Raw genomic sequence first — 19,642 nt, 5'->3', positions numbered from 1 at the left:
TTCCCGGTATTATAATTTAAGGGCAGGTAAAACCCTCAAAAGGAAATAAATGCTCTGAATTACCTCTAGGTACCAGTTTCTGAGATGAAATCCGATTTCATCCGGTAGATTAAAAATGAACTAAATAAGGGAACTGTGTTCAGAAACTGGCAGTAACAATTATAAAACTGGAATATTAATTATAAAACACTCAATTTCACATGGGGGAAAAATATGAGAAAAGCACTGCTTATTTTAATAGTTCTGTTCAGCGTGTTCCTGGCGATAGGATGTGCAGGCAATGAACCTGCAACTCCAACTGAGGAAATGGCTCCAACTGAGGAAATGGCTCCAACTGAAGAAATGGCTCCAACTGAAGAAATGGCCCCAACTGAAGAAATGGCTCCAACTGAGGAAATGGCTCCAACTGAGGAAATGGCTCCAAATGATGCCGAAAATGTAACCGAGGAAGGAGGCGCATTCGAAGAGGAAATTATAGCTGAAGAGGAAATTACAGCCGCAGAGGAAGCAGATACTGAATCTGCAACCACTACAAACAGGACAGGAGTAATCAAAGTAACTCCTACTAATTAAATAGTGAAAGTGGCAGCTTAGAAGCCTGCTTTTTAATTTTAGCAGGTCACAGTATAAAAATCAGGTAGCAGGTTCACCGAGCTTGACAAATATCGTAATATAGACGAATGAAGGTATTCAAAAACAGCTATCATTTTTTGATTGGAATACATAGCTTTTAAACTGCCATTTTTTAGATATGCGATTTTAAATACATCGTTTTTCTATCAATTAAGCCAAATTTATTCTTTTTCTGGTTCTCAAGTTACTGAACCCATTTCAAATAGCCTTATTTTTAAGAGCTTTCTGTCATTCCAGAAAAGACAAACTCATTCTAGAGTGGGTTTATTCAAAACCTATCGAATCTGATGGTAAACTTTTGGAAAAAAATTGCTTGATTTACTCATACCTTAATCTAATATAATATTAGACGAGGGTACGTATGAAGGCAACACATATCAAAAATAATGTCAAAGAAGTTGACGTTTATATCCCATGAAATTAAGATTTCATGAGTTTTACGCTTCTTCCTATAAAATTGGTTTTGGGATGAGCTCAACAATAGAAAACCAATTTGTAAGTTGAACTTTAATACCAGGCAAAAGTATCTTGAACTTTTTTTAAAGCTCCGCTCACTTCGGCGAGCATGAAAAGATCTGGTACTGGAAATCTGCATAGTTTTCTAGCGGCAAAATAGAACCGACCTGGCCTTTACTTTTCCCCCACCCTTTCTCTCACAAAATCATAAATCATGCCTGCAACATTGATTTCGCAGCATTCTTCTATGCCTTCGAAGCCGGGGGAAGAATTAGCCTCGCAGACTTTGAAATGGTCGCCGTTGAAGAGGAGGTCAATGCCGGCGATGTCGAGGCCAAAAGTGCGAGCGGTTTCGGTTGCCAGCTGTTCTATCTCGGGGGTCATGTCGAATTTGCGGACTTCTCCGCCTCTGGAATAGTTGGACTTGAAACTGCCTGCGGGAGCGATTCTTTCCATACAGGCGACTGCCCGGCCTCCGATTACGAGGATTCGGAGATCTCTTCCAAGGCTGGATTTAATAAACTCCTGAAGGATTATGTTTGCATTGGGGTTGGTTACGTGGATCAGTTCCATAAGGTCCCGGAAATTGTCGTGTTTTTCCGAGAGGAAGATGCCTTTGCCCATGGAGCCAGAGAGGGCTTTTACTATAAGGGGGAAACCCAGGTATTTTTCAACCAGAGCTATGTTAACCGGGTTTTTGGCAAACATTGTTCTGGGAGAGGAAATTCCTCTTTCTGCCAGGATCTGCTGGGAGTAGAGTTTGTCCTTGACGGTATCAATGCTCTGCGAAGAATTAAAAACACGGACTCCGAGGCGTTCCAGGTGGCGGATAATCGCAAGTGCGAAGTAGGTTGTACCTGCACCCATTCTCGGCAGGAGAAAGTCCGGAAGAGGGACAACTTCCCCATCCAGAAGAATGCTTTTCCTGTCATCTCTTGTTACAATAAGGTCGAACTGGTCGGGCTTTACTACCCTGAGCTCTATTCCCTTTTCACCCGCAACCTTGATGAAGCGGTGAATTTCGTACAGGTCGGGCCTTAATTCGGCAGCCGCACTCTTGTAAAGAATCCATCCTTCCATTCATAAACCTTCATCAGGAAACCCCTGAGTCTTTAGCTCAGGGGTAGTTGACTCATCCGCTCCACCCTGTGGGGAAGTGTCTCTTAATTTAAAGAGAGATCCATGTCTATTTATTTTAGTACATGACTATAGTTCTATATATCGAAAAAGAAAAAGAATGTAAAATCAGAAGGGAAAATCTTTCCGAATTTACTGAATGTCCCCCCCGATCTCAGAATATCTGGGGTTGATTTCCACAGCTTTTCTATATGCACCCTCAGCTTCTTCTTCACGTCCGAGGAAACTCAGGCAGACAGCTTTTCCAAACCAGGAGTCGGCAGTTTCCGGATCGAGCTTAAGTGCCTTTTCATAGGTTTCCAGGGCTTCTTCAAAGCGTTTGAGTTGAGCTAACACAAAGCCGAGGCTTGAGTAGGCTTCCAGATATTCAGGGTCAAGCTGTGTGGCTTTTCTGTATGCTTCGACAGCTTCTTCAAACCTCTGCATCTGGCTGAGGGTAAAGCCTTTGTTATACCAGACATCGGAGTTTTCGGAATTGATCTCAATTGCTTTTTCAAATGCGTTGATTGCTTCCTCATACCTCTCCAGATTTTCCAGGTCTATCCCCATATTATTCCAAGCATCGTCATTTTTAGGGTCAATTTCCACGGCTTTTTCATAGGCTTTCAGAGCCTGCTTGTAACTGCCAAGGCTATCTAAATCCACTCCTTTGTAATACCAGGCTTCAAGAAAATCAGGGTCAATGCCGAGTGCTTTATCGTATGCAACTATTGCTTCATCGTAGTTTCCCATCTGTCCGAGAGCTATACCCCTTCCTGCCCATGCCTCTTTATACTCCGAATTTTCCTCAAGGACTTTATCATAGGCTTCAACAGCCTCTTCGTATTTTTCTGCCTGGCTGAGGTTCAGGGCTTTTCCATACCATGCGTTGGGATAATCCGGCTTGAGCTCAAGAGCTTTTTCATAGGCTTCGACTGCTCTGTCATATTCTCCCACCTGGGAGTAGGAAAAAGCCATGTTGTTCCAGATATCTGCATCTTCAGAATTTATTTCAATAGCTTTTTGATAGAGTTTGAGAGCTCCCTCAAACTGTCCAAGGCTTTCAAGAGCTGCAGCCTTATTATTCAATAGATAAATATTCATTGGATCTCTGTCAATCGCCTTATCAAAGGCAACTATTGCTTCATTAAACTTACCAAGCCTGAGAAGATCAAGACCACACTCATTAAGTTCGGCTGCAAGAATTTCGTTGCTGACTTCTTCTCCTGCCACACTTCCCGAGTCGTCCAGTACATACATATCCCCGGAAACAGCCCCCTCTTCTGTTTCAGTTTTTTCATCTTTTTCCCCTCTTGCGAAAGGTTCGTCCTTTTGTTTTCCAGAGTTCATGTCCAAATTCCCTTTATTATCTTTTACAATTAAGACCCAACATTTTTCAAATGTCGTGTTCGTTATCTACTTAAGCCTATTGTTCTTTATGATCTATACATCTGTCATTTATGGCTTTTATAGCCTCTCCCCAAAAAGTAGTCTGAAAAGTCCGGAAAAGGGGAATAGAAAAAGAAGAAGATCAGAAAAATCCGGAAAACGTAAAATAGATCCGAGAGAATGAAACCAATCAGGGAAACTATGGTAAGTGTTTGGAAGAATGTACAGCAAAATCGCCCGGAAATTCTGAAAGCTGTTCTTTTTGATATGGACAACACTCTTTTTGATTTCGTAGCCGTAAAACTCATTGCATGCAGGGAGATCCTTTCCTATCTTGGAGGGGGAGATAGGAACCTTAAGGAGGATCCTGCAGAACTTTTCAGTTATTTCCTCAGGGGAACTTACGGGTTTGAAGATTATGAAAACATAAAGGACTACATGCAGGAGAGAAAGGTTTTCACAGAACAGGCATATCTGCAGTGCTGTGAGATCTATGACAGGGAAAAACTGCAAAACCTTGAACTATATCCCGGGGTAAGGGACACCCTTGAGGAACTGAAGAAACTTGGTCTCAGGCTTGCAATAATAACCGACTCCGATAGGTACCATGCCCGTGCAAGACTTATGAAAGTAGGGCTTCTTGATTCATTTGAACTCCTTGTGTCTGCAGATATGACAGGTACGAAAAAACCGGATCCTGCCCATTTTCTCTTTGCTCTTGATATCCTCGGGCTAAAGCCAGAAGAAAGTCTTGTGGTGGGAGATAGCATTAAAAGAGATATGGCTCCTGCACGCAGACTAGGCTTAAAAACAGCATATGCTTCCTATGGAGACTGGAGACCCACAGAAGAAACAGAACAATGCTTTGATTTTCAGCTTAAAACCTTTCAGGATCTGATAGGATATATCGGCACCCTGAATGGCATGTTATGTTCAGACAGGTATATAAAGAAAAATCAAATTGATCCGTAAATAAAAGTCAGTCAGATACAAGAATAAGAAAAAAAGATAATTTCAGCCGCCATGCCTGTTAATCCCTTAACAAGTTTTCTGGCTAACGGCTTTTTCTGGTTAACGAGTTTTTCTGGCTAACGGCTTTTTCTGGCTTCTTCTGTAGTTTATCTGAAAAATGCTCTATAATTAAGGTTGCTTAAATAAGGTCTGAGTATATAGGGTTTATATCGACTGCCCTTTCGTAGGCTTCCATTGCTTTCTGGTGTTTCTTAACCCTGTCGTATACTATTCCTTTACCAATCCAGGCCTTTGTAAAGCTCGGGTTGATATTTATAGCTTTTTCGAAAGCTTCAAGCGCTTCTTTGTATTTCTCAAGGTCTCTTAGAGCAATTCCCTTGTTGTACCAGAATCTTGCATTCTCGGGATTTGCTTTGATCTTGTTCTCAAAAATCTCCACAGCTTTCTCAATGTATAATCTTGCTTCATCATTCTTCCCGAGCCAGCGCAGAGCAACTCCTTTGTTGTAAAGGGCTTTTCCGTTAGTCGGGTTTAACTCAAGTGCCCTGTTAAAAGCATCAAGAGCTTCCTGATAACTCTTTATTTTACAAAGCCCCATTCCTTTCTTGCACCATTCGCTTGCACTCATAGAGCCCATGTCGTAGTTCTTTGAATAGAGCCGAATAGCTTTCTCAAGGTCATCCATTGCATCTTCGTATGCTCTCATCTCCCTGAAAGCCATTCCACGCCTGTACCATATTTCCGGGTCTTCAGGAGCAAGGGATATAGCCCTGTAGAATGCATCCAGAGCTTCCTCGTATTGCATGAGATCTAAGAGAAGTTCAGCTTTGAAGCACCAGGTTCTAGCATCGTCAGGATTGATCTTAAGAGACCTGTCAAAAGCATCAAGAGCCTCCTCGTACTTCATGAGGCTTTTGAGTACAATCCCTTTGCTAAACAAGATTTTTGCATTATCAGGGCTTATTTCAAGAGCCTTATTGTATGCATCCAGAGCTTCTGCAAACCTTTTTAGTTCATGGAGTGCAACGCCTTTATTGTACCATTCATTTGAAGTCATAATTTTACCACACCTTTTTGAGCTACGTTTTTCCACCGCTTTACCACATCTACATTAAACAACAATATTAAACAACAATATTATATGCTTTTAGAGCATCAAATTGGTTTTGTACTTTAGTTCCTTATCATATGTAAGGACAGATAAACAGTTACGCACAATAATTTACGTTTTATTCTTTTTTAAACATTTTGAAATATTCATAAACAATATTATTTTAAAAATATAGTTTTACAAATAGAATTCTGGGTTAGGCATATATATAACAAACCTGTGGTATTTTAGATAATAAATCAATAAATTTAATATCATTTGACGAATACATAATTGGTATAGATTATATACACTCACCATTATTTGTATATCGACACACTTGTTGTAGATTTTATGTATCCCTCTTCTTTTGTACATAGCAGTCAAGCCCCATTTCTGCCAAAAAGTTTTCCAGATTCCCCCTGAAAAGCAAATAAGCAAAGGTAGGGCAGATGTCTTCCGGATAAAAAGAAGCCGATTTCTATGTGCGACCTGTATGGAGATCATTACCTGTCACCCTAATATCGAAGTTGCGGCAGGGTTCTCAAGGAATTTCAACGAAGCCATGTAATATTTACGGAAAATCTAATTATCAGGATAAATTTGATTCTAACAGGAAAATGTAATTTTAGAAGAATCTGTAATTTTAATGAAGTGCTCCATTTTAAAGAGTGTATAATAGGATTTGTAAAAAGTATCTTTGATAAAATTATTAAAAATTATCCCACTTATATCCAGGGGACTAAATAACTAAATTTAGTAAGATTCATTTCAAGCAATTTTTGAGTAAATGTTATAAACAGAATTGATAAGCATATTAATAGGATGTAAGTAAAGAGGATATCTTCAGAAGTGTGTAAATAAAACTCTTAAGATGCATCAAAGAAATCTGGCAAATTTCAAACCCCTGAACAATCTGTTAGAGTATGCAGAACCTGAAAAGGAGAAAGAAAAGGAAATTTCACCTTTAAATAGATCTGATTTCCTTATAAGAGTATTACTGCTTATAAGAAAGTAAATTTTCTCCCTGATTCAAATCCGGCTACGTCTCAGAACCATCCCTACCCTTGCTTTCAATTCCAGAGGATTAAAAGGCACGGCAACGCAATCGTCAGCTCCTGATTTAAAGGCTTTAACACTGTCTTCTGCTTTATTCCTTTCACTCATCATCATAACAGGAATCCACCAGCACCTTGGGCTGGCTTTAAGTTGTCTGCAGATTTCAAAGCCATCTGTATTCAGAAAAGCTGTATCAAGCAGTACCAGGTCTGGTCTTTCTGCATTTACTGCTTCAAGGACTGAAATGCTGTCCGAGGCATTGACAACGTTGTAGTTTTCAGCTTCAAGAACCTTCTTAAGGGCATGGTGGATATTCTGCTCATCACCCATAATCAGGATTTTTTCCCTGACATCATGAAGGTTTTCAATCCTAACTTTTACTAACTCTTCCGAAACAGAAAGAGTTCGGGCAATATCTCTTTCACTTATCTCAGGTTGTTCTTCTATAAGCTTTAAAATTTCACGGTCAAGATTAATGTTATGCATTTCCCTCCACCTCATACAGTATAGATTTTCTTAGGTATTAAACATTTCTCAAATATTAAAAAGAAGAGAATCTCTAAAAATATACACAGTGAAGCGAGGGAAAACGGAGTTCTCCAAATATTTAGGAGATTTTGTATGAATCGCCTGACTAACCAATAATGAGATAAGTTTATAACCGTAAATAGCAAGTTAATATTGGAAATAATAATCACTTACAGAGAACAGCCACCTCTGAGATGATAACAATGGACCCACTTGAAAAAATCTTTGGAAAAACCGCACAGATGACCGTCCTTAAAAATCTGATCGAGCACCAGAACGAATCAACCTACCTATCAGGGATAGCAGAAGAGACCGGTCTTTCCCACTCCAGTGTATCAAGAGTCATTACCCCGCTAATAGATACGGGTATTGTCATAGAAAAACCTCTTGGAAAGCAGATCCGGACCTTCCAGTTGAATATGGAAAGCGACGCGACAAGATTGATCATAGATTTTTACTATAAAATTAACCAGATGCTGGAATAAGCTTCAAAGCGAATTCCTGAAGGCGTAAGTTAGGGACAGGGCAATCTTACTGTCCCTTTTTTATTTTTGCATGAATAGTGTTGACTTTGCAAGAATGAGTTTCCAAACCGAGTTCTGGTTTGAGCCCTTCCGGGATATTTATTATTTAAGGCTTTCTACATATTCATTTGCAGCCGTGGCTGCGATTGCTCCATCACTCACCGCTGCTACAAGCTGCCAGATAGGAGTGTCGCGACAATCTCCTGCGGCATAAATTCCCTTCTCTGAGGTTTCCAACCAGCGACCGGTCTTGATGAAGCCTTCATTATTTTTTTCCACACTAACGAATTCAGTATTCGGATGAATGCCCACGTAGATAAAAACACCATTAGTAGAAAGCTCCCGTGATTCTTTGCTGTTGCGGTCTTGCAGGATAACTTTTTCGACCTTTTTAATCCCTTCTCCGCCCCCTACTATTTCCAGGACAAGAGTGTTGAGGATGAACTCAATGTTTGGAGTTGCAATGGCCCTATCCTGAAGGATTTTTGCAGCTCTCAAACGGTCCCGCCTGTGGACAAGATATACCTTCTGGGCAATCTTTGAAAGAAGAAGAGCATCTGTAACGGCTGAGTTGCCGCCGCCCACAACAACTACAGTTTTGTTTTTGAAAAAAGGCCCATCGCAGATTGCGCAGTAGGAGACCCCCTTGCTGATAAGTTCCTTCTCTCCTGGCACATTCAGATGCTTTGGATTTGCGCCTGTGGCAATGATTAAGGCTTTTGCTTCCAGGTCCCCGCTGTCCGTTGAGACGATTTTTTTTGCCCCTTCTGTCCGGATCGAGACAACTTCAGTAATCTTGGTCTTTACCCCGGCTTCCAGAGCATGTGTTCTATATTTTTCCATCAGTTCAGGTCCGGAAATTGATGAAAAGCCAGGATAGTTTTCCACAATATCTGCCATAGAGATCTGGCCGCTTATCTCGTTTCTTTCCAGGATAAGGGTCTCAAGCCCGAAACGAACAGCGTAAATTCCCGCTGCAAGCCCTGCGGGCCCCCCTCCTATAATAATCAGATCGTACATACTTACCTCCCAGAATCCAAAAATGAGTTAAAAAAATAAAGTTTTAACGCGCCTTCACGTAATGCGAGCTATAGCATCGGCCTTTTTGGGAAGACCCGTAAAAGCAGGCTCACCATCGATAAGAGTTGTAGGAACCCCGACTATGCCATACTTATCAGTAAGAGCCTGACCCTCCGGGGTCTCTACATCAACTTCCTCATACTCGAAATCGTATTCCGATTTAAGACCTTTCCAAAACCTGCGTGTTGCCGGACATGCCGTGCACCAGGTGGCGTGAATGAGCGTAACCTTTACCATAAAAAGACATCTCCAATAAATACAATTATAAGCCTTATTCCTGTTATTAGTTTTTAAATATAAATACGTTGAGTGTATCCGTAAATCTGTAAATAAATCCTCAGATTCCCCGGATAAGCCTGCGGCGCCAAAAGCTTTAAACTAATAAGCTCCTAAAGCGGGTTATGCTCACATTTATAGGGCTGGGACTTTTTGACGAATACGATATTTCCTTAAAAGGACTTGAGGCTGTCCAGGAAGCTGACATTGTATATGCTGAGTTCTATACTTCCTGCCTCATGGGAACAAACCCTAAAAAAATGGAACATCTCTACGAAAAGAAAGTCCATTTACTCTCAAGGGAAGATGTGGAACAGCAACCTGATTGGCTGAATGAAGCAAAAGACAAAAATGTCGTATTTCTCACAGGTGGAGATACAATGGTCTCCACAACTCACGTTGACCTGCGCCTCAGGGCCGAAAAGCTCGGGATAGAAACCCGCCTGGTTCATGGGGCGTCCATTACCTCAGCAGTCTCGGGGCTTACCGGGCTTCAGAACTACCGTTTCGGAAAATCCGCAAGTATCCCGTACCCCTACGAAAGCAGGCGAGGAGCCAGGATTATTTCGGAAACTCCCTATGATACCATAAAACTAAACTCCGAACTTGGTCTCCATACCCTTGTCTTTCTGGACATCGACAAAGATAAAGGGTATATGACCGTCAATCTTGCGCTTGCACTCCTGCTGGAAGTTGAGAATAAAAGAAGGGAAAAGGTAATGGACAGGGCTGTTGCTGTGGGAATCGCAAGAGCAGGCTCTGAGAAACCCGTGGTAAAAGCTGACTACGCAGAAAACCTGAAGGATTTTGATTTTGGAAAGCCTCTTCATATCCTGGTAATTCCCGGAAAACTGCATTTCCTTGAAGCTGAAGCTCTTGTGAAACTTGCAGCCGGTCCTGAGAAACTTATGGAAGGGATTGAATAAGATCAAATAAAAAAACCGAGAGAATAAATACTGTTAAAAGGACTCCCTGGTGGTCAAGATGCCTGCCGATTTGAATGAAAAGGTCAACCGATACGAGGATCTGTTAAAAAGGGCCCTGCAGAAAGCAAAGTATGCTCCAATCCCCAATTCCCATATGCGTGCAGTAGCAGAGGATTACTACACAATGGCAGAAGCCTATTATAAAGACGGAGTCTACTTTCTTGAGAACAGAGATCCTGTAAACGCCCTGGCTTCTTTCAGCTATGGACACGCCTGGCTTGATGCTGGGGCAAAACTCGGGGTCTTTGCTGTAGATGACGAGACTCTTTTTACGATATAAGAGACCTAAAAGAACAGTACTGGAATAAAATAATCGGAAATATAGTAACCCTTACATAGATATAGGAATAGAAGGTAAGGAATCCTGAAAACGAAACCTGAAAAGTTAAAAAAATTAATAAACAAAAAACGCACATGAATTCTTTGAATAACAGGTACACATAATTAAAAGTTGAAAGATTAAAGAATATTAAAAGTTGAAAGATTAAAGAACATTAAAAGTTGAAAGATTAAAGAATATTAAAAGTTGAAAGATTAAAGAATAATAAGAAGTAAAAAGTTAAAACTTATAACTGAAAGTTGAGATTTTAAAAGCTTAAACTGAAAAAACCATATCATAAGTAAAGTTTATAAATACAAACGCTTATTCGAAGCCAAAACAATTAAAATAATCAATGTACTTTACTCTACTCTTTAAATATTGTAACATTTTCCCTGCTCCGGGAATATCTTAAAAACGTATACTGAATAACTACGGTGGACAATTATGAAGAACTTTCATGTGGTACTTGAAGCAGCTTGGTTGGTTAGAGATGTAAAAACGGCTGATGATGCAATAGGAGTTGCGATTTCCGAGGCTGGAAAACGCCTGAACCCCAAACTGGATTTTGTAGAAGTTGATGTGGGAACTACGTCCTGCCCGGCATGCGGTGAGCCTTTTAGCAGTGTTTTCATAGCGGCAAATACTGCTCTTGTAGGGCTTATTTTTGAAATGAAGGTTTTTGATGCCGAATCTGCGGAACATGCGGAAAGGATCGCAAAATCCGTCATAGGAAAGTCTCTCCGTGACATCCCGTTGACAGTTGTCGAAGTCACGGAATTCGAACGGTCAGTCGAAAAAAGCGAACAGCAGCAGAAAGGCAAGGCAAGCAAATAAACAGGTTTCCTTCCCTGAACCTGTTGAAAATGACGGGGCAGAGGGAGGAGTGCCTGCAAGGCTTCTTCTCAGACAGCTCTTCCGTAGCCCGGGGTTAAAAAACCGCTGGTAAAAAAAAGCTTTTATCACGACAGAAATGAATAAATCAGTGATTTTATCTTTTCCTGAGTTTTACTTTACTTATCTTTCAAAAATATATTCTATCCCAAAACTCCCGGGCTCCTCCCAGACCCGCAAAAAAGAGGAAACTGTATGGACAGTATAATTTCCGTAGTGGGGCATACTGCCCTTGATTACATCGTCGATGTTGAAAAAATAGCCGAAAAAAATGAGTCTTCCCCTGTAATTGACTATGAAGAATATCCTGGTGGAGGGGCTGCAAATATTGCAGTTGCCATCGCAAAGCTGGGGGGAAAAAGCCAGCTGATATCTCCTGTAGGCACGGATTTTTCCAGCTCGGGATATGAAAAACTTCTTAAGGAAGCATGCGTTGACCTCTCCCGCCTTTACAGTATTGAAGACTTGAAGCTTTCCAAGGCTTTCATTTTCACGGACAGGGAAGACAACCAGGCCACCTATTTTTACTGGGGGGCGTCCTCAAAATTCAAAGAACTTGAGCCTGAATCTGCAGATTTTGTCCACCTGGCGACAGCAGATTGCGTCTACAATGCAAAGATAGCGCAGATTGCAGATTTTGTTTCCTTTGATCCTGGACAGGACCTGGTGACTTACTCAAAAGAAAAACTTGAAACAATCCTTGCCAATACTGATATCCTCTTTGCAAACCGGCACGAAATTAAGCGGGTTTCAGAGATGACTGGAAAAAGTTTTTCCGAACTCAGGGCTATGATTGATGTTATTGTTGTAACATATGACGCGGAAGGCAGCAGAATTTACACAGACGATGGCGAGTGGGCAATTCCTGTAGTTTCCGTAAAGGCTGTAGACCCTACAGGAGCAGGAGATGCTTACAGGGCAGGTTTTCTGCTGGCTTACACCAGAGGTTATTCCCTTCCCACATGCGGAAAAATAGGATCAACTGTAGCTTCCTTTGTCGTACAGACCCGAGGCTGTCAGACAAACCTTCCAACCTGGAAAGAGATGAAATCTCGCTATGAAGCCAGCTTCGGAGAATTATAACCTGGAAATACTAAAAAATAGGAATATAGAAGAGGATGCAGATGAAACTCGCAGCACTGATTTCTGGTGGTAAGGACTCGATCTTTGCCATTCACAAAGCCTTTGAAGAGGGGCATGAGGTCACCCACCTCATCAATATTATCCCCGCAAGAGATGACTCCTATATGTATCACTCAGTCAATCTCCATATGGTAGAACTGATGTCTGCCGCCAGTGGAATCCCATTGATCCAGCAGCAGTCCAGTGGAATCAAGGAACTTGAGCTGGACGACCTTACCCTTGCTCTGAAGAAAGTGAACGTTGATGGAGTATCTGTAGGCGCTATTGAGTCACAGTACCAGGCAAGCAGAGTGCAGAAGATCTGCGATTCCCTCGGGCTTAAGGTCTATGCTCCTCTCTGGCACAGGGACCCTGAAGAGCTCCTGAATGAGATGGCAAAAGTTCTCGATATCAGGATTGTCAGAGTTGCAGCCGATGGTATGGATCAGTCCTGGCTTGGCCGTCCTATTAATGTGAACTCAATCGAAAACCTCAAAGCCCTGAATCGCAGGTATATGGTTCATATGGCAGGGGAAGGCGGAGAATACGAAACCGTAGTCCTTGATGCTCCTTTCTTTAAAAAGCGCATAGAAATAGTAAAAAGTGAAATCGAGTGGGAAGGCGACACAGGCTCTTTAAATATCCTGGATGCAAAACTGGCCGATAAGACCTGATTTCCCACAAGCAACTGTTTTCTCATAACTGGCAAAAGCCCGATGCAGCCCCATTCCTGCATTCGAACTTTCCAGTTCTGGCGAATCTGTGCAGGCAGAAGTTCTGTGAAATTCCGTAAACATCTCAATGAGTTTGTTTTTAATTAATTCCTGTCATCTCTTAGAGCGTGTCTTGAAATTCAAACCATTTTTACAGTTGGATAGTTGTCATTGCTGACTTTAAATTCAGACTGTAAATTTATTACATCAGGCTTACTCGCTCGATGTATGAAAGCAAATACATTAGACATCATGGTTAAAATTTACACTTCCGGATTAATGTTTCCGATCCCTTCAGGTATGCGATACCCTGTTATCCAACTATCTCAGCTTGGTTTTCACATTTTGGGTTGTGGTGACAGTATCTATTATTAAATTAACTTAATACAAAAAATAGTTTAGCAGAATCAACAATTGAAAAATATATAAAAGTTGACTCTTATATCCCATGAAATTAAGATTTCATAGGTATTACGCTTCTTCCTATAAAATAGGTGCAAAAAAGCAGCGTCCGGAAGGAAAAATTATTTTAGGCTCCTTCCGGGCCGGGTTATCTAATAAGGATTTGAGTTGTGAGATTTCCCGGACAGGCTACTTCTTTGAGTAGTTTGCTTCTCCTGAGATTTTACTTTACTGAGATTTTACTTTACTGAGATTTTACTTTACTGAGATTTTACTTTACTGAGATTTTATTTTCCTAAAATATTAGTTCTTTTCAGATTTTTCCGGCTGTAGAGCCTTAATTTCTCCATGCTCTATACTGTATGTTTTGACAGCTTTCGGGGCTCCAAGAAGGAGCTTTCTTATCCTGTTATAGACGCTCGGGAATTTCTGGGAGTCCAGTTCTCCAAGGAGGTCTGCCAGGATCTTTACCAGTGGGATATGATACTTTGGTGCCATCTGGTCTATGTTTGCAAAGGCATTGAGCATGTTGACTGTGCTGTATTCGTTTACAGGGGCCAGCTTTCTCAGGATTTCTGCAAAGAGGGCCCTGCCTTCTTCGGTCTGGAGGGATTTCTTGCGGTTCCTTGCAAAGCTGCCGTAAAGGGCACGCTGATCGTTTGTCTGTTCGATCCTGAAGGCGGCTGACCTTTCCATTTCCCTGACCAGTTCGACTGCATCAACACTGCTATTGTTTCCTATTACTGCAAGGAAAGCTTCCCAGGCAACAAGGTTCTTCTTTGATTCGGCTTCAAAGGCCCTCAGGACTTCAATTTTATCTGGAGCCGAACTGTTCAGGTACGCGGCAAATGCGCTCAATCTGTCCGTTGCACAGGCTGCGGTCTCAAACTGCTGTTTTATCAGGGCATGGATTTCAGGGGTATCGAGGGTTGCAAGGACTCCGAGGCAGACATTTTTAGCCTGCCTGCTCTTGATCACCCTTGCTGTTTCTTCCAGAGATGTATCTTCCGGAACCGAAACATTTTCAAAGAAGTGGTAGGCGGAAATCATGGAATTCCTGTATTTCCAGGCAACTGCTTTCAGGAGCTTTTGCTTTACGTCATAAAGTTCCTGATAGTGGTGAGCAAATTCTTCGTCTTCTACGGACTCAAAGATAGTAAGGAACTGCCCTCCTGCCCTTTCGAGAAGTTGCCGGTCATTAAAGAGCCTGTAGTAGAGTTCTATAAAGTCTTCGGAGGGGGCCGAACCTGGAACTTTAAGGAGCCTCAGCTTTTCCCGGTCCACAAGGGTATAAAAGGCTGTAAACCTGCCCGTGATGTCGCTGTCCTTCCTGACCTGAAGCAGGAGCTCTTCCTGGCTTGCCCTGTAAATGAGTTTCCCGTAGAAGGAGTAACCTCTGTTCAGGGAAAGGAAAGAAGGCATGTCCACGTTTTCAATCGTAATCTCTTCAGTTTCCCCGCTGACCTTTACCAGGACTTCTGCAAGGTCTTTCCCGTTTTCATCCACAAGAGCTGCCCTGAACGGGAACTCCCAGGGTTTTCCTCCGGTAGGGACCTGTTGTTTGAGGAAGAAGGTAAACTTCCGAGAAGGCATGTCGTATTCGGCTGAGACCTCGACTACAGGGAACTTTGTCTGCTTCAGCCAGGTTTCGGCCATTTCCTTTAAAGGCTGCCCGCTTTCTTCTTCCATGGCTTCGATCCAGTCCTGCGTGGTCGCGTTGGAGTGTTTGAATTTTTTGAAATAACGGTCCAGGCCCCGGACAAAAGTATCTTTCCCTATGAGGGTTTCGACCATGCGCACGTATTCGGGGGATTTTACATACGTAACGGCAGTGATGAGGTCATTCGGGTCATTGAAGCCTTCAGGGATGATGGGCATAGACGCAGCTCCCGAGTCCAGGGCAAAAGTCCCTGATGCCGGAGCAAGCAGGTCGAGCACCCTGCCAAGCCTCTGGTAATCCTCTCCGAAAAGGAAGGCGTGGTACTGCTCTTCCACATGCACGGTCACAGCTTCATTTAACCAGATCTCAAAGGGGCTTTTTCCCGTAACCTCGGACCCGTTCTGGTTGTGGTAATATTCATGCACCTTGACACTTATCATGTACTCGAAAGCCGGATCCGTGATCTGCTGGAAAGGCATTATACGGTTTGTGGTAATTGTGGTGTTCCCGACATTTTCCATGCCCCCGAAGTCCGAGTTCTGCATCCCGATCTCCCTGTAGACAGTTCCCGTATATTTGTACCCCGGAGTAATAGCCCTATCAAGTCCTGCAAGCTTTTCCCTGACCTTCCGGAGCTCTTCCAGCGTAGCCCCGGGCTTTGCCTCAAGTTTCATTCTCTCTCGCCTGCGGACAAGCTCCCAGAGCTCTTTCCTGATAGGCAACTTGGCTTCATCGAATTGCTCAGGCCCTGTAAAGAGATAGACCCACATGGCAGAATCATGCAGGATGTCAAGCGCTTTTTCGGCAGCTTCTGCACTTGAGCCGGGCGGCACGAGCAGTTCCAGCATGAAAGTATCTCCATCCGGGTACTCAAATTCCCTAGTAAAAGTCGCATAAGTCCCCACGCCCAGGAAAAAGAGGTATGTCGCCATCGGAGTAACGGAGTTTTCATAAACTATTTTGTCCCTGCCCGGCTTTACGGTATGCCGTTCAACCACAACATCCCCGTTTGTGATAAGGTTCGTGTACCTCGAGTCAGCAATGATGGTTGTCCTGTACGTGCATTTTGCGCACATGTCGTCTATGCACGGCACGATCCTCTGGAACCCCCACTGCTGGCACTGCGTGATCTGCTGTGGAGGAGCCCCTGCCGGCGTCTCGTCATAATACAGCCCCTCAAGGATGTTCTTTGTAGGTCTGCAAACCGTATCCGTAACAACCACAATCTCAGTATGCGGAGGAATCACGTCCATGAAATTAATTTCAAGGATCGCATCATCCTGCCTGTACCTGTAAGAAACCTCAGACTGTATGCAGCTCACAGCCCGGATCTCAAGGTCCCTGCAGTTTAACTCCAGCGTCTCAAGAGGTGCATCCCTGGTCCTGACCCTGAGCAGGGACTTCACATTCGTCCTGTCATCATAGACATCAAATGTCAGGTCCATATGCAAAACGTCAACAGTAAGTTCCCCGAAATCTTCAGGATAATATTTGTACAGCCTATTTTTCATAAAAATGTCACCGAGTAAATGTTATGAGAGTTATATTGTGGGATAGAAAAGGGAGGGATGAGATTTAAAGGTGTAGTTTGGGGAGAGAGGAAAGATTTGCATCTACTGTATAATTTTATTAGCAAATCTATCTTTTAAGCTGCTCGGGTAGATACCAAAATAAATCGTCCTTTTTCAGCACGTTCGCACTCCTCCAACTTATCTCAAGGATTGAGAAATGGGGAATTTTAATCCGCCGAAAATGGGGAATTTTAATCCGTCGTTGACACACTGGGAAGTCGTTGAGGAATGAGGAACTGGAGCCACCTGTGGGACAGTTTGAATATAACTGTTTTATTATATTTCCCAGCGGGCTGCTCCCCTTTCTCCCCACCTACCGTTTATCCAGTTCTCTACTATTTTATCCCGCGACAAAATCCCCAAAATCGTGAAATCCTCAAACCGGACCCCGGGGTGCAAAATCCTATGAATGAGCAAATAGATTTTTTAAGCCAGGGGCCTCTCCCTCTCAACGCCCTGCAGGTTTCAGGTTTTTTGTAAAAGGTTTCATGGTGGGGGACCGATGTGGAGTTGATTTTTCAGTTCGGCACCCGGGGGAGAATCTCTTATAATGTTGTGGGAACCCTGTCGTGAATAAATTTATGAGAATATCGAGAACCTGAAGGAAACGATTCAGTTGTCATATTTTTGCAGCAAGTTGACAATATTTTCGGGCTTTCTTTCGGCTATTATAAGAAGCCAAAGATGGTTTGGAATGCTAACCATGGATTCATCGTCATAAGAAGCTTTCAAAATCTGTATCCACTGTTCATCGGATATATATCCATCCCAGTTATCAAGCAAAGTGATGAGCTTGACTTTTGCTTCTTGTTCTATAGAATCAACAATACTCTTGATTCTAATTGTTCCAAACTCATTGGACGTAATTTTATCATATTTTGCGTGATAACGGCATACAACTTCTTCAGAGCGTTTCTCTAATTCCTGTATTGTTTTCACGTCTTCTGGAGCAATTGTATCTGCATCGTAGATTTCGGATGTAATTCCCATTTTTAAAGTAATATCTTGTATCCATACCAGATCATTCAAATAGTTGAAAGAGTCCTCTGGATCAATAAAACTCTGCGGCAGTGCTACAAAGTGATGGAAAACAGGTTTTTTACCAGGTTTGTTTCTCAATATTCTGCCCATTCTCTGGACTAACTGCAACTTCGTTTTAGAGGAGGAAACGTTTATTCCAATTTCTGCATCAGGGATATCGATACCTTCATCCAGCATTTTCGGAGCTATAAGGACACCATTACTGCATTTTTTAAATTTATCGAGTTCTTCATTATTTTGGTGTTCTTTTAAGTTTGAATGAACGTGATAAGTATTAACATAGCCAGACAATGAATCATAAATTTTTTCACAGGTTTCGATGTCCATGGTGAACATGACGCATTTTTTATTTCTTGCCACTACTTTTGCAAGGTTAATCGCACTCTCAATTTTTGGAGATGACCTGTGAATAATAATCCTTCTTCTAAACAAAAGGGTGCTTAAAGAATTCCACTCAGCTGGTATTTGATCACTTTTTGATCTTGAATTGGCCATTAAGTGTACAAAGTCTGAAAGGTTTTCAAAACTACTGAATTTTCCATTTGAAATTAGTTTAATCTCTTCTTTTTGAGTGCTATTTATAAAATTAAGCAGATTTACAATTTTTTCAGTAATTAGATAAAAATCAACGGATTCTTTCACATCTAAAAAATCTTTATGGATGTATAATTTAAATTCTGGAATAATTCCTTTTTCACGGGCTTTCTCAAGATTAAATTCATAGACAGTTTTTCCAAGATACTGGTCAAGAACACTCTCGCGTTCTCCCCCTTCTATGGTTGCAGAAAGCCCCATCTTCCACTTGCATGGCACATTGAGAGCATTTCGGAATTCTTTACCTGCCCCATGATGGACTTCGTCGACAATAAGATAGTCTGTTTCATATCCCCATGGGTTTTTGTACACTGTCTGCATGGTGTTAAATTCAATCCGAAGTTTATTCCCATAGCCTATAGATGTATTGTAGTTATCGTTCGGATCTGCTATAAGCCCTAATTTGCTAATGGCTTCTTTTCGCCATTGCCTTAAAATAGCCTTCGAATGTGCAAGTACCAGCACGTTCAATTTTTTGCGGTTTTTATACAATACCTGTATTGCTGCAAGTCCAACAATTGTTTTTCCAGTTGCTGTGGCCATCTCGACGATCCCTTTACCTCCGTTCTGAAACCATAACTGAAGTGCCTCTTTTTGATGGCCCCACAGATCAATTAAGATTTTTGGCTCCCCTAAGATATTTGCAAGTTTTTCATCACTTTGCAAAAGTTTATCAAAGAATTCATAGAACTTTTTAAGTTCATTTAGTTGAACGTATAATTCCAGCGAAAAAAGAGAACTCCCGGTACAGAACATTCTGGATACTTCATCTATCTTTTCACTGTCCAAACCGCTTTCAATGGCAATTTTTTTCAGTAAATTTATCTTCTGTTCTTCCAGAAAAGGATATAGGGCATAGATTGTTTCCCTTCTGAAAATAGAAAATTCATGATAAAATTTTTCACCATGGGATCTTTTTCCAAGTATCTCTAATGAAGCATTCAACACAAAATTTTCGAGAAGACTATAATTGTTTCCCTCTCTCGTATCCATTTGCAAGAAAAACCTGCAGTTTTCTGGACTGAAAATGTAATCATAATAATTTAAAAGCTCCTCGTCCGCGATCCCAAGAGCATTGGCTAGCGTTTTTTCTGAAAGCTTTTTATTCCTAAAGTAGTCAAAAGTAAACCTTTCAGGATGCTCGAAGTACTCAAGTTCATGGGGCCAAATTCTCTGAATATCTCACACCTCTAAGAAACCAGTAAGTTAACTTTCAG

At 41.8% G+C, this 19,642-nt stretch carries 17 protein-coding genes; 9 read left to right on the top strand and 8 right to left on the bottom strand.

The window, feature by feature from the left end; genetic code table 11:
- Window positions 1–213 precede the first annotated feature (213 nt).
- Entirely contained in the window at window positions 214–573 is a 360-nt protein-coding gene (locus MSWHS_RS14910) for a hypothetical protein (protein WP_048128920.1), read from the top strand.
- A 690-nt stretch (window positions 574–1,263) separates the two neighbouring features.
- On the opposite strand, the gene MSWHS_RS14905 is transcribed toward MSWHS_RS14910, so the two are convergent.
- Window positions 1,264–2,169 (bottom strand): RimK family alpha-L-glutamate ligase, encoded by a 906-nt coding sequence (locus MSWHS_RS14905; protein ID WP_048128922.1) that lies wholly within the window; start codon window positions 2,167–2,169, stop codon window positions 1,264–1,266.
- Between the two features lie 189 nt (window positions 2,170–2,358).
- Window positions 2,359–3,555, bottom strand: coding sequence for a tetratricopeptide repeat protein (locus MSWHS_RS14900; RefSeq protein ID WP_048128924.1), 1,197 nt, complete (start codon window positions 3,553–3,555; stop codon window positions 2,359–2,361).
- 219 nt (window positions 3,556–3,774) lie between these two features.
- On the opposite strand from MSWHS_RS14900, the gene MSWHS_RS14895 reads away from it, so the two are divergent.
- A complete protein-coding gene (locus tag MSWHS_RS14895) occupies window positions 3,775–4,566 on the top strand; it encodes an HAD family hydrolase (protein WP_048128926.1) in 792 nt (263 codons plus the stop codon).
- A 178-nt stretch (window positions 4,567–4,744) separates the two neighbouring features.
- Here MSWHS_RS14895 and MSWHS_RS14890 read toward each other — a convergent pair whose 3' ends face one another.
- Window positions 4,745–5,623 (bottom strand): tetratricopeptide repeat protein, encoded by an 879-nt coding sequence (locus MSWHS_RS14890; RefSeq protein ID WP_048128928.1) that lies wholly within the window; start codon window positions 5,621–5,623, stop codon window positions 4,745–4,747.
- Between the two features lie 403 nt (window positions 5,624–6,026).
- On the opposite strand from MSWHS_RS14890, the gene MSWHS_RS20665 reads away from it, so the two are divergent.
- A complete protein-coding gene (locus MSWHS_RS20665; protein WP_156148173.1) occupies window positions 6,027–6,227 on the top strand; it encodes a hypothetical protein in 201 nt (66 codons plus the stop codon).
- Window positions 6,228–6,688: 461 nt separating this feature from the next.
- Here the strand turns inward: MSWHS_RS20665 and MSWHS_RS14885 are convergent, their stop codons facing one another.
- Window positions 6,689–7,201, bottom strand: coding sequence for a response regulator (locus MSWHS_RS14885; protein ID WP_048130520.1), 513 nt, complete (start codon window positions 7,199–7,201; stop codon window positions 6,689–6,691).
- A gap of 245 nt (window positions 7,202–7,446) precedes the next feature.
- Here MSWHS_RS14885 and MSWHS_RS14880 point away from each other — a divergent pair, with 245 nt between their 5' ends.
- On the top strand, window positions 7,447–7,728 hold the full coding sequence (locus tag MSWHS_RS14880) for a helix-turn-helix domain-containing protein (protein WP_048128930.1): 282 nt from the start codon (window positions 7,447–7,449) through the stop codon (window positions 7,726–7,728).
- Between the two features lie 141 nt (window positions 7,729–7,869).
- On the opposite strand, the gene trxB is transcribed toward MSWHS_RS14880, so the two are convergent.
- Window positions 7,870–8,787 carry a thioredoxin-disulfide reductase gene (gene trxB, locus MSWHS_RS14875; protein WP_048159323.1) on the bottom strand — a complete coding sequence of 306 codons (918 nt, stop codon included), beginning with the start codon at window positions 8,785–8,787 and terminating at the stop codon, window positions 7,870–7,872.
- Window positions 8,788–8,841: 54 nt separating this feature from the next.
- On the bottom strand, window positions 8,842–9,084 hold the full coding sequence (locus MSWHS_RS14870) for a thioredoxin family protein (RefSeq protein WP_048128934.1): 243 nt from the start codon (window positions 9,082–9,084) through the stop codon (window positions 8,842–8,844).
- 164 nt (window positions 9,085–9,248) lie between these two features.
- On the opposite strand from MSWHS_RS14870, the gene dph5 reads away from it, so the two are divergent.
- The 5 genes from dph5 to MSWHS_RS14845 all read left to right on the top strand — a co-directional run bounded on the left by dph5 (window position 9,249) and on the right by MSWHS_RS14845 (window position 13,118).
- On the top strand, window positions 9,249–10,049 hold the full coding sequence (dph5, locus tag MSWHS_RS14865; protein ID WP_048128936.1) for a diphthine synthase: 801 nt from the start codon (window positions 9,249–9,251) through the stop codon (window positions 10,047–10,049).
- A 58-nt stretch (window positions 10,050–10,107) separates the two neighbouring features.
- Complete coding sequence (locus MSWHS_RS14860) at window positions 10,108–10,389, top strand: DUF357 domain-containing protein (RefSeq protein ID WP_048128938.1); 282 nt, start codon at window positions 10,108–10,110, stop codon at window positions 10,387–10,389.
- A gap of 486 nt (window positions 10,390–10,875) precedes the next feature.
- Window positions 10,876–11,265: a DUF555 domain-containing protein gene (locus tag MSWHS_RS14855; RefSeq protein WP_048128940.1), complete on the top strand. Its 390-nt coding sequence runs from the start codon at window positions 10,876–10,878 to the stop codon at window positions 11,263–11,265.
- Between the two features lie 252 nt (window positions 11,266–11,517).
- Window positions 11,518–12,405 (top strand): carbohydrate kinase family protein, encoded by an 888-nt coding sequence (locus MSWHS_RS14850; RefSeq protein ID WP_048128942.1) that lies wholly within the window; start codon window positions 11,518–11,520, stop codon window positions 12,403–12,405.
- A 41-nt stretch (window positions 12,406–12,446) separates the two neighbouring features.
- The gene (locus tag MSWHS_RS14845; protein WP_048130521.1) at window positions 12,447–13,118 is read left to right on the top strand and encodes a diphthine--ammonia ligase; all 672 of its coding nucleotides are present in this window, start codon (window positions 12,447–12,449) and stop codon (window positions 13,116–13,118) included.
- Between the two features lie 744 nt (window positions 13,119–13,862).
- Here the strand turns inward: MSWHS_RS14845 and MSWHS_RS14840 are convergent.
- Window positions 13,863–16,730 (bottom strand): M1 family metallopeptidase, encoded by a 2,868-nt coding sequence (locus MSWHS_RS14840; protein ID WP_048159321.1) that lies wholly within the window; start codon window positions 16,728–16,730, stop codon window positions 13,863–13,865.
- Window positions 16,731–17,402: 672 nt separating this feature from the next.
- Window positions 17,403–19,418: a DEAD/DEAH box helicase gene (locus tag MSWHS_RS14835; RefSeq protein WP_048159320.1), complete on the bottom strand. Its 2,016-nt coding sequence runs from the start codon at window positions 19,416–19,418 to the stop codon at window positions 17,403–17,405.
- Window positions 19,419–19,642: the final 224 nt, after the last annotated feature.

The organism is Methanosarcina sp. WWM596 (assembly GCF_000969965.1).
Lineage (GTDB): Archaea > Halobacteriota > Methanosarcinia > Methanosarcinales > Methanosarcinaceae > Methanosarcina.
This window is presented reverse-complemented; position numbering and strand designations above follow the sequence as displayed.

Coding starts and splice junctions, on each gene's coding strand:
- MSWHS_RS14860 (WP_048128938.1), top strand. CDS start 10,108: ATGCCTGCCGATTTGAATGAAAAGGTCAACCGATACGAGGATCTGTTA.
- MSWHS_RS14890 (WP_048128928.1), bottom strand. CDS start 5,623: ATGACTTCAAATGAATGGTACAATAAAGGCGTTGCACTCCATGAACTA.
- MSWHS_RS14905 (WP_048128922.1), bottom strand. CDS start 2,169: ATGGAAGGATGGATTCTTTACAAGAGTGCGGCTGCCGAATTAAGGCCC.
- trxB (WP_048159323.1), bottom strand. CDS start 8,787: ATGTACGATCTGATTATTATAGGAGGGGGGCCCGCAGGGCTTGCAGCG.
- MSWHS_RS14845 (WP_048130521.1), top strand. CDS start 12,447: ATGAAACTCGCAGCACTGATTTCTGGTGGTAAGGACTCGATCTTTGCC.
- MSWHS_RS14850 (WP_048128942.1), top strand. CDS start 11,518: ATGGACAGTATAATTTCCGTAGTGGGGCATACTGCCCTTGATTACATC.
- MSWHS_RS14895 (WP_048128926.1), top strand. CDS start 3,775: ATGAAACCAATCAGGGAAACTATGGTAAGTGTTTGGAAGAATGTACAG.
- dph5 (WP_048128936.1), top strand. CDS start 9,249: ATGCTCACATTTATAGGGCTGGGACTTTTTGACGAATACGATATTTCC.
- MSWHS_RS14840 (WP_048159321.1), bottom strand. CDS start 16,730: ATGAAAAATAGGCTGTACAAATATTATCCTGAAGATTTCGGGGAACTT.
- MSWHS_RS14870 (WP_048128934.1), bottom strand. CDS start 9,084: ATGGTAAAGGTTACGCTCATTCACGCCACCTGGTGCACGGCATGTCCG.
- MSWHS_RS14910 (WP_048128920.1), top strand. CDS start 214: ATGAGAAAAGCACTGCTTATTTTAATAGTTCTGTTCAGCGTGTTCCTG.
- MSWHS_RS14885 (WP_048130520.1), bottom strand. CDS start 7,201: ATGCATAACATTAATCTTGACCGTGAAATTTTAAAGCTTATAGAAGAA.
- MSWHS_RS14835 (WP_048159320.1), bottom strand. CDS start 19,418: ATGGATACGAGAGAGGGAAACAATTATAGTCTTCTCGAAAATTTTGTG.
- MSWHS_RS14900 (WP_048128924.1), bottom strand. CDS start 3,555: ATGAACTCTGGAAAACAAAAGGACGAACCTTTCGCAAGAGGGGAAAAA.
- MSWHS_RS14855 (WP_048128940.1), top strand. CDS start 10,876: ATGAAGAACTTTCATGTGGTACTTGAAGCAGCTTGGTTGGTTAGAGAT.
- MSWHS_RS14880 (WP_048128930.1), top strand. CDS start 7,447: ATGGACCCACTTGAAAAAATCTTTGGAAAAACCGCACAGATGACCGTC.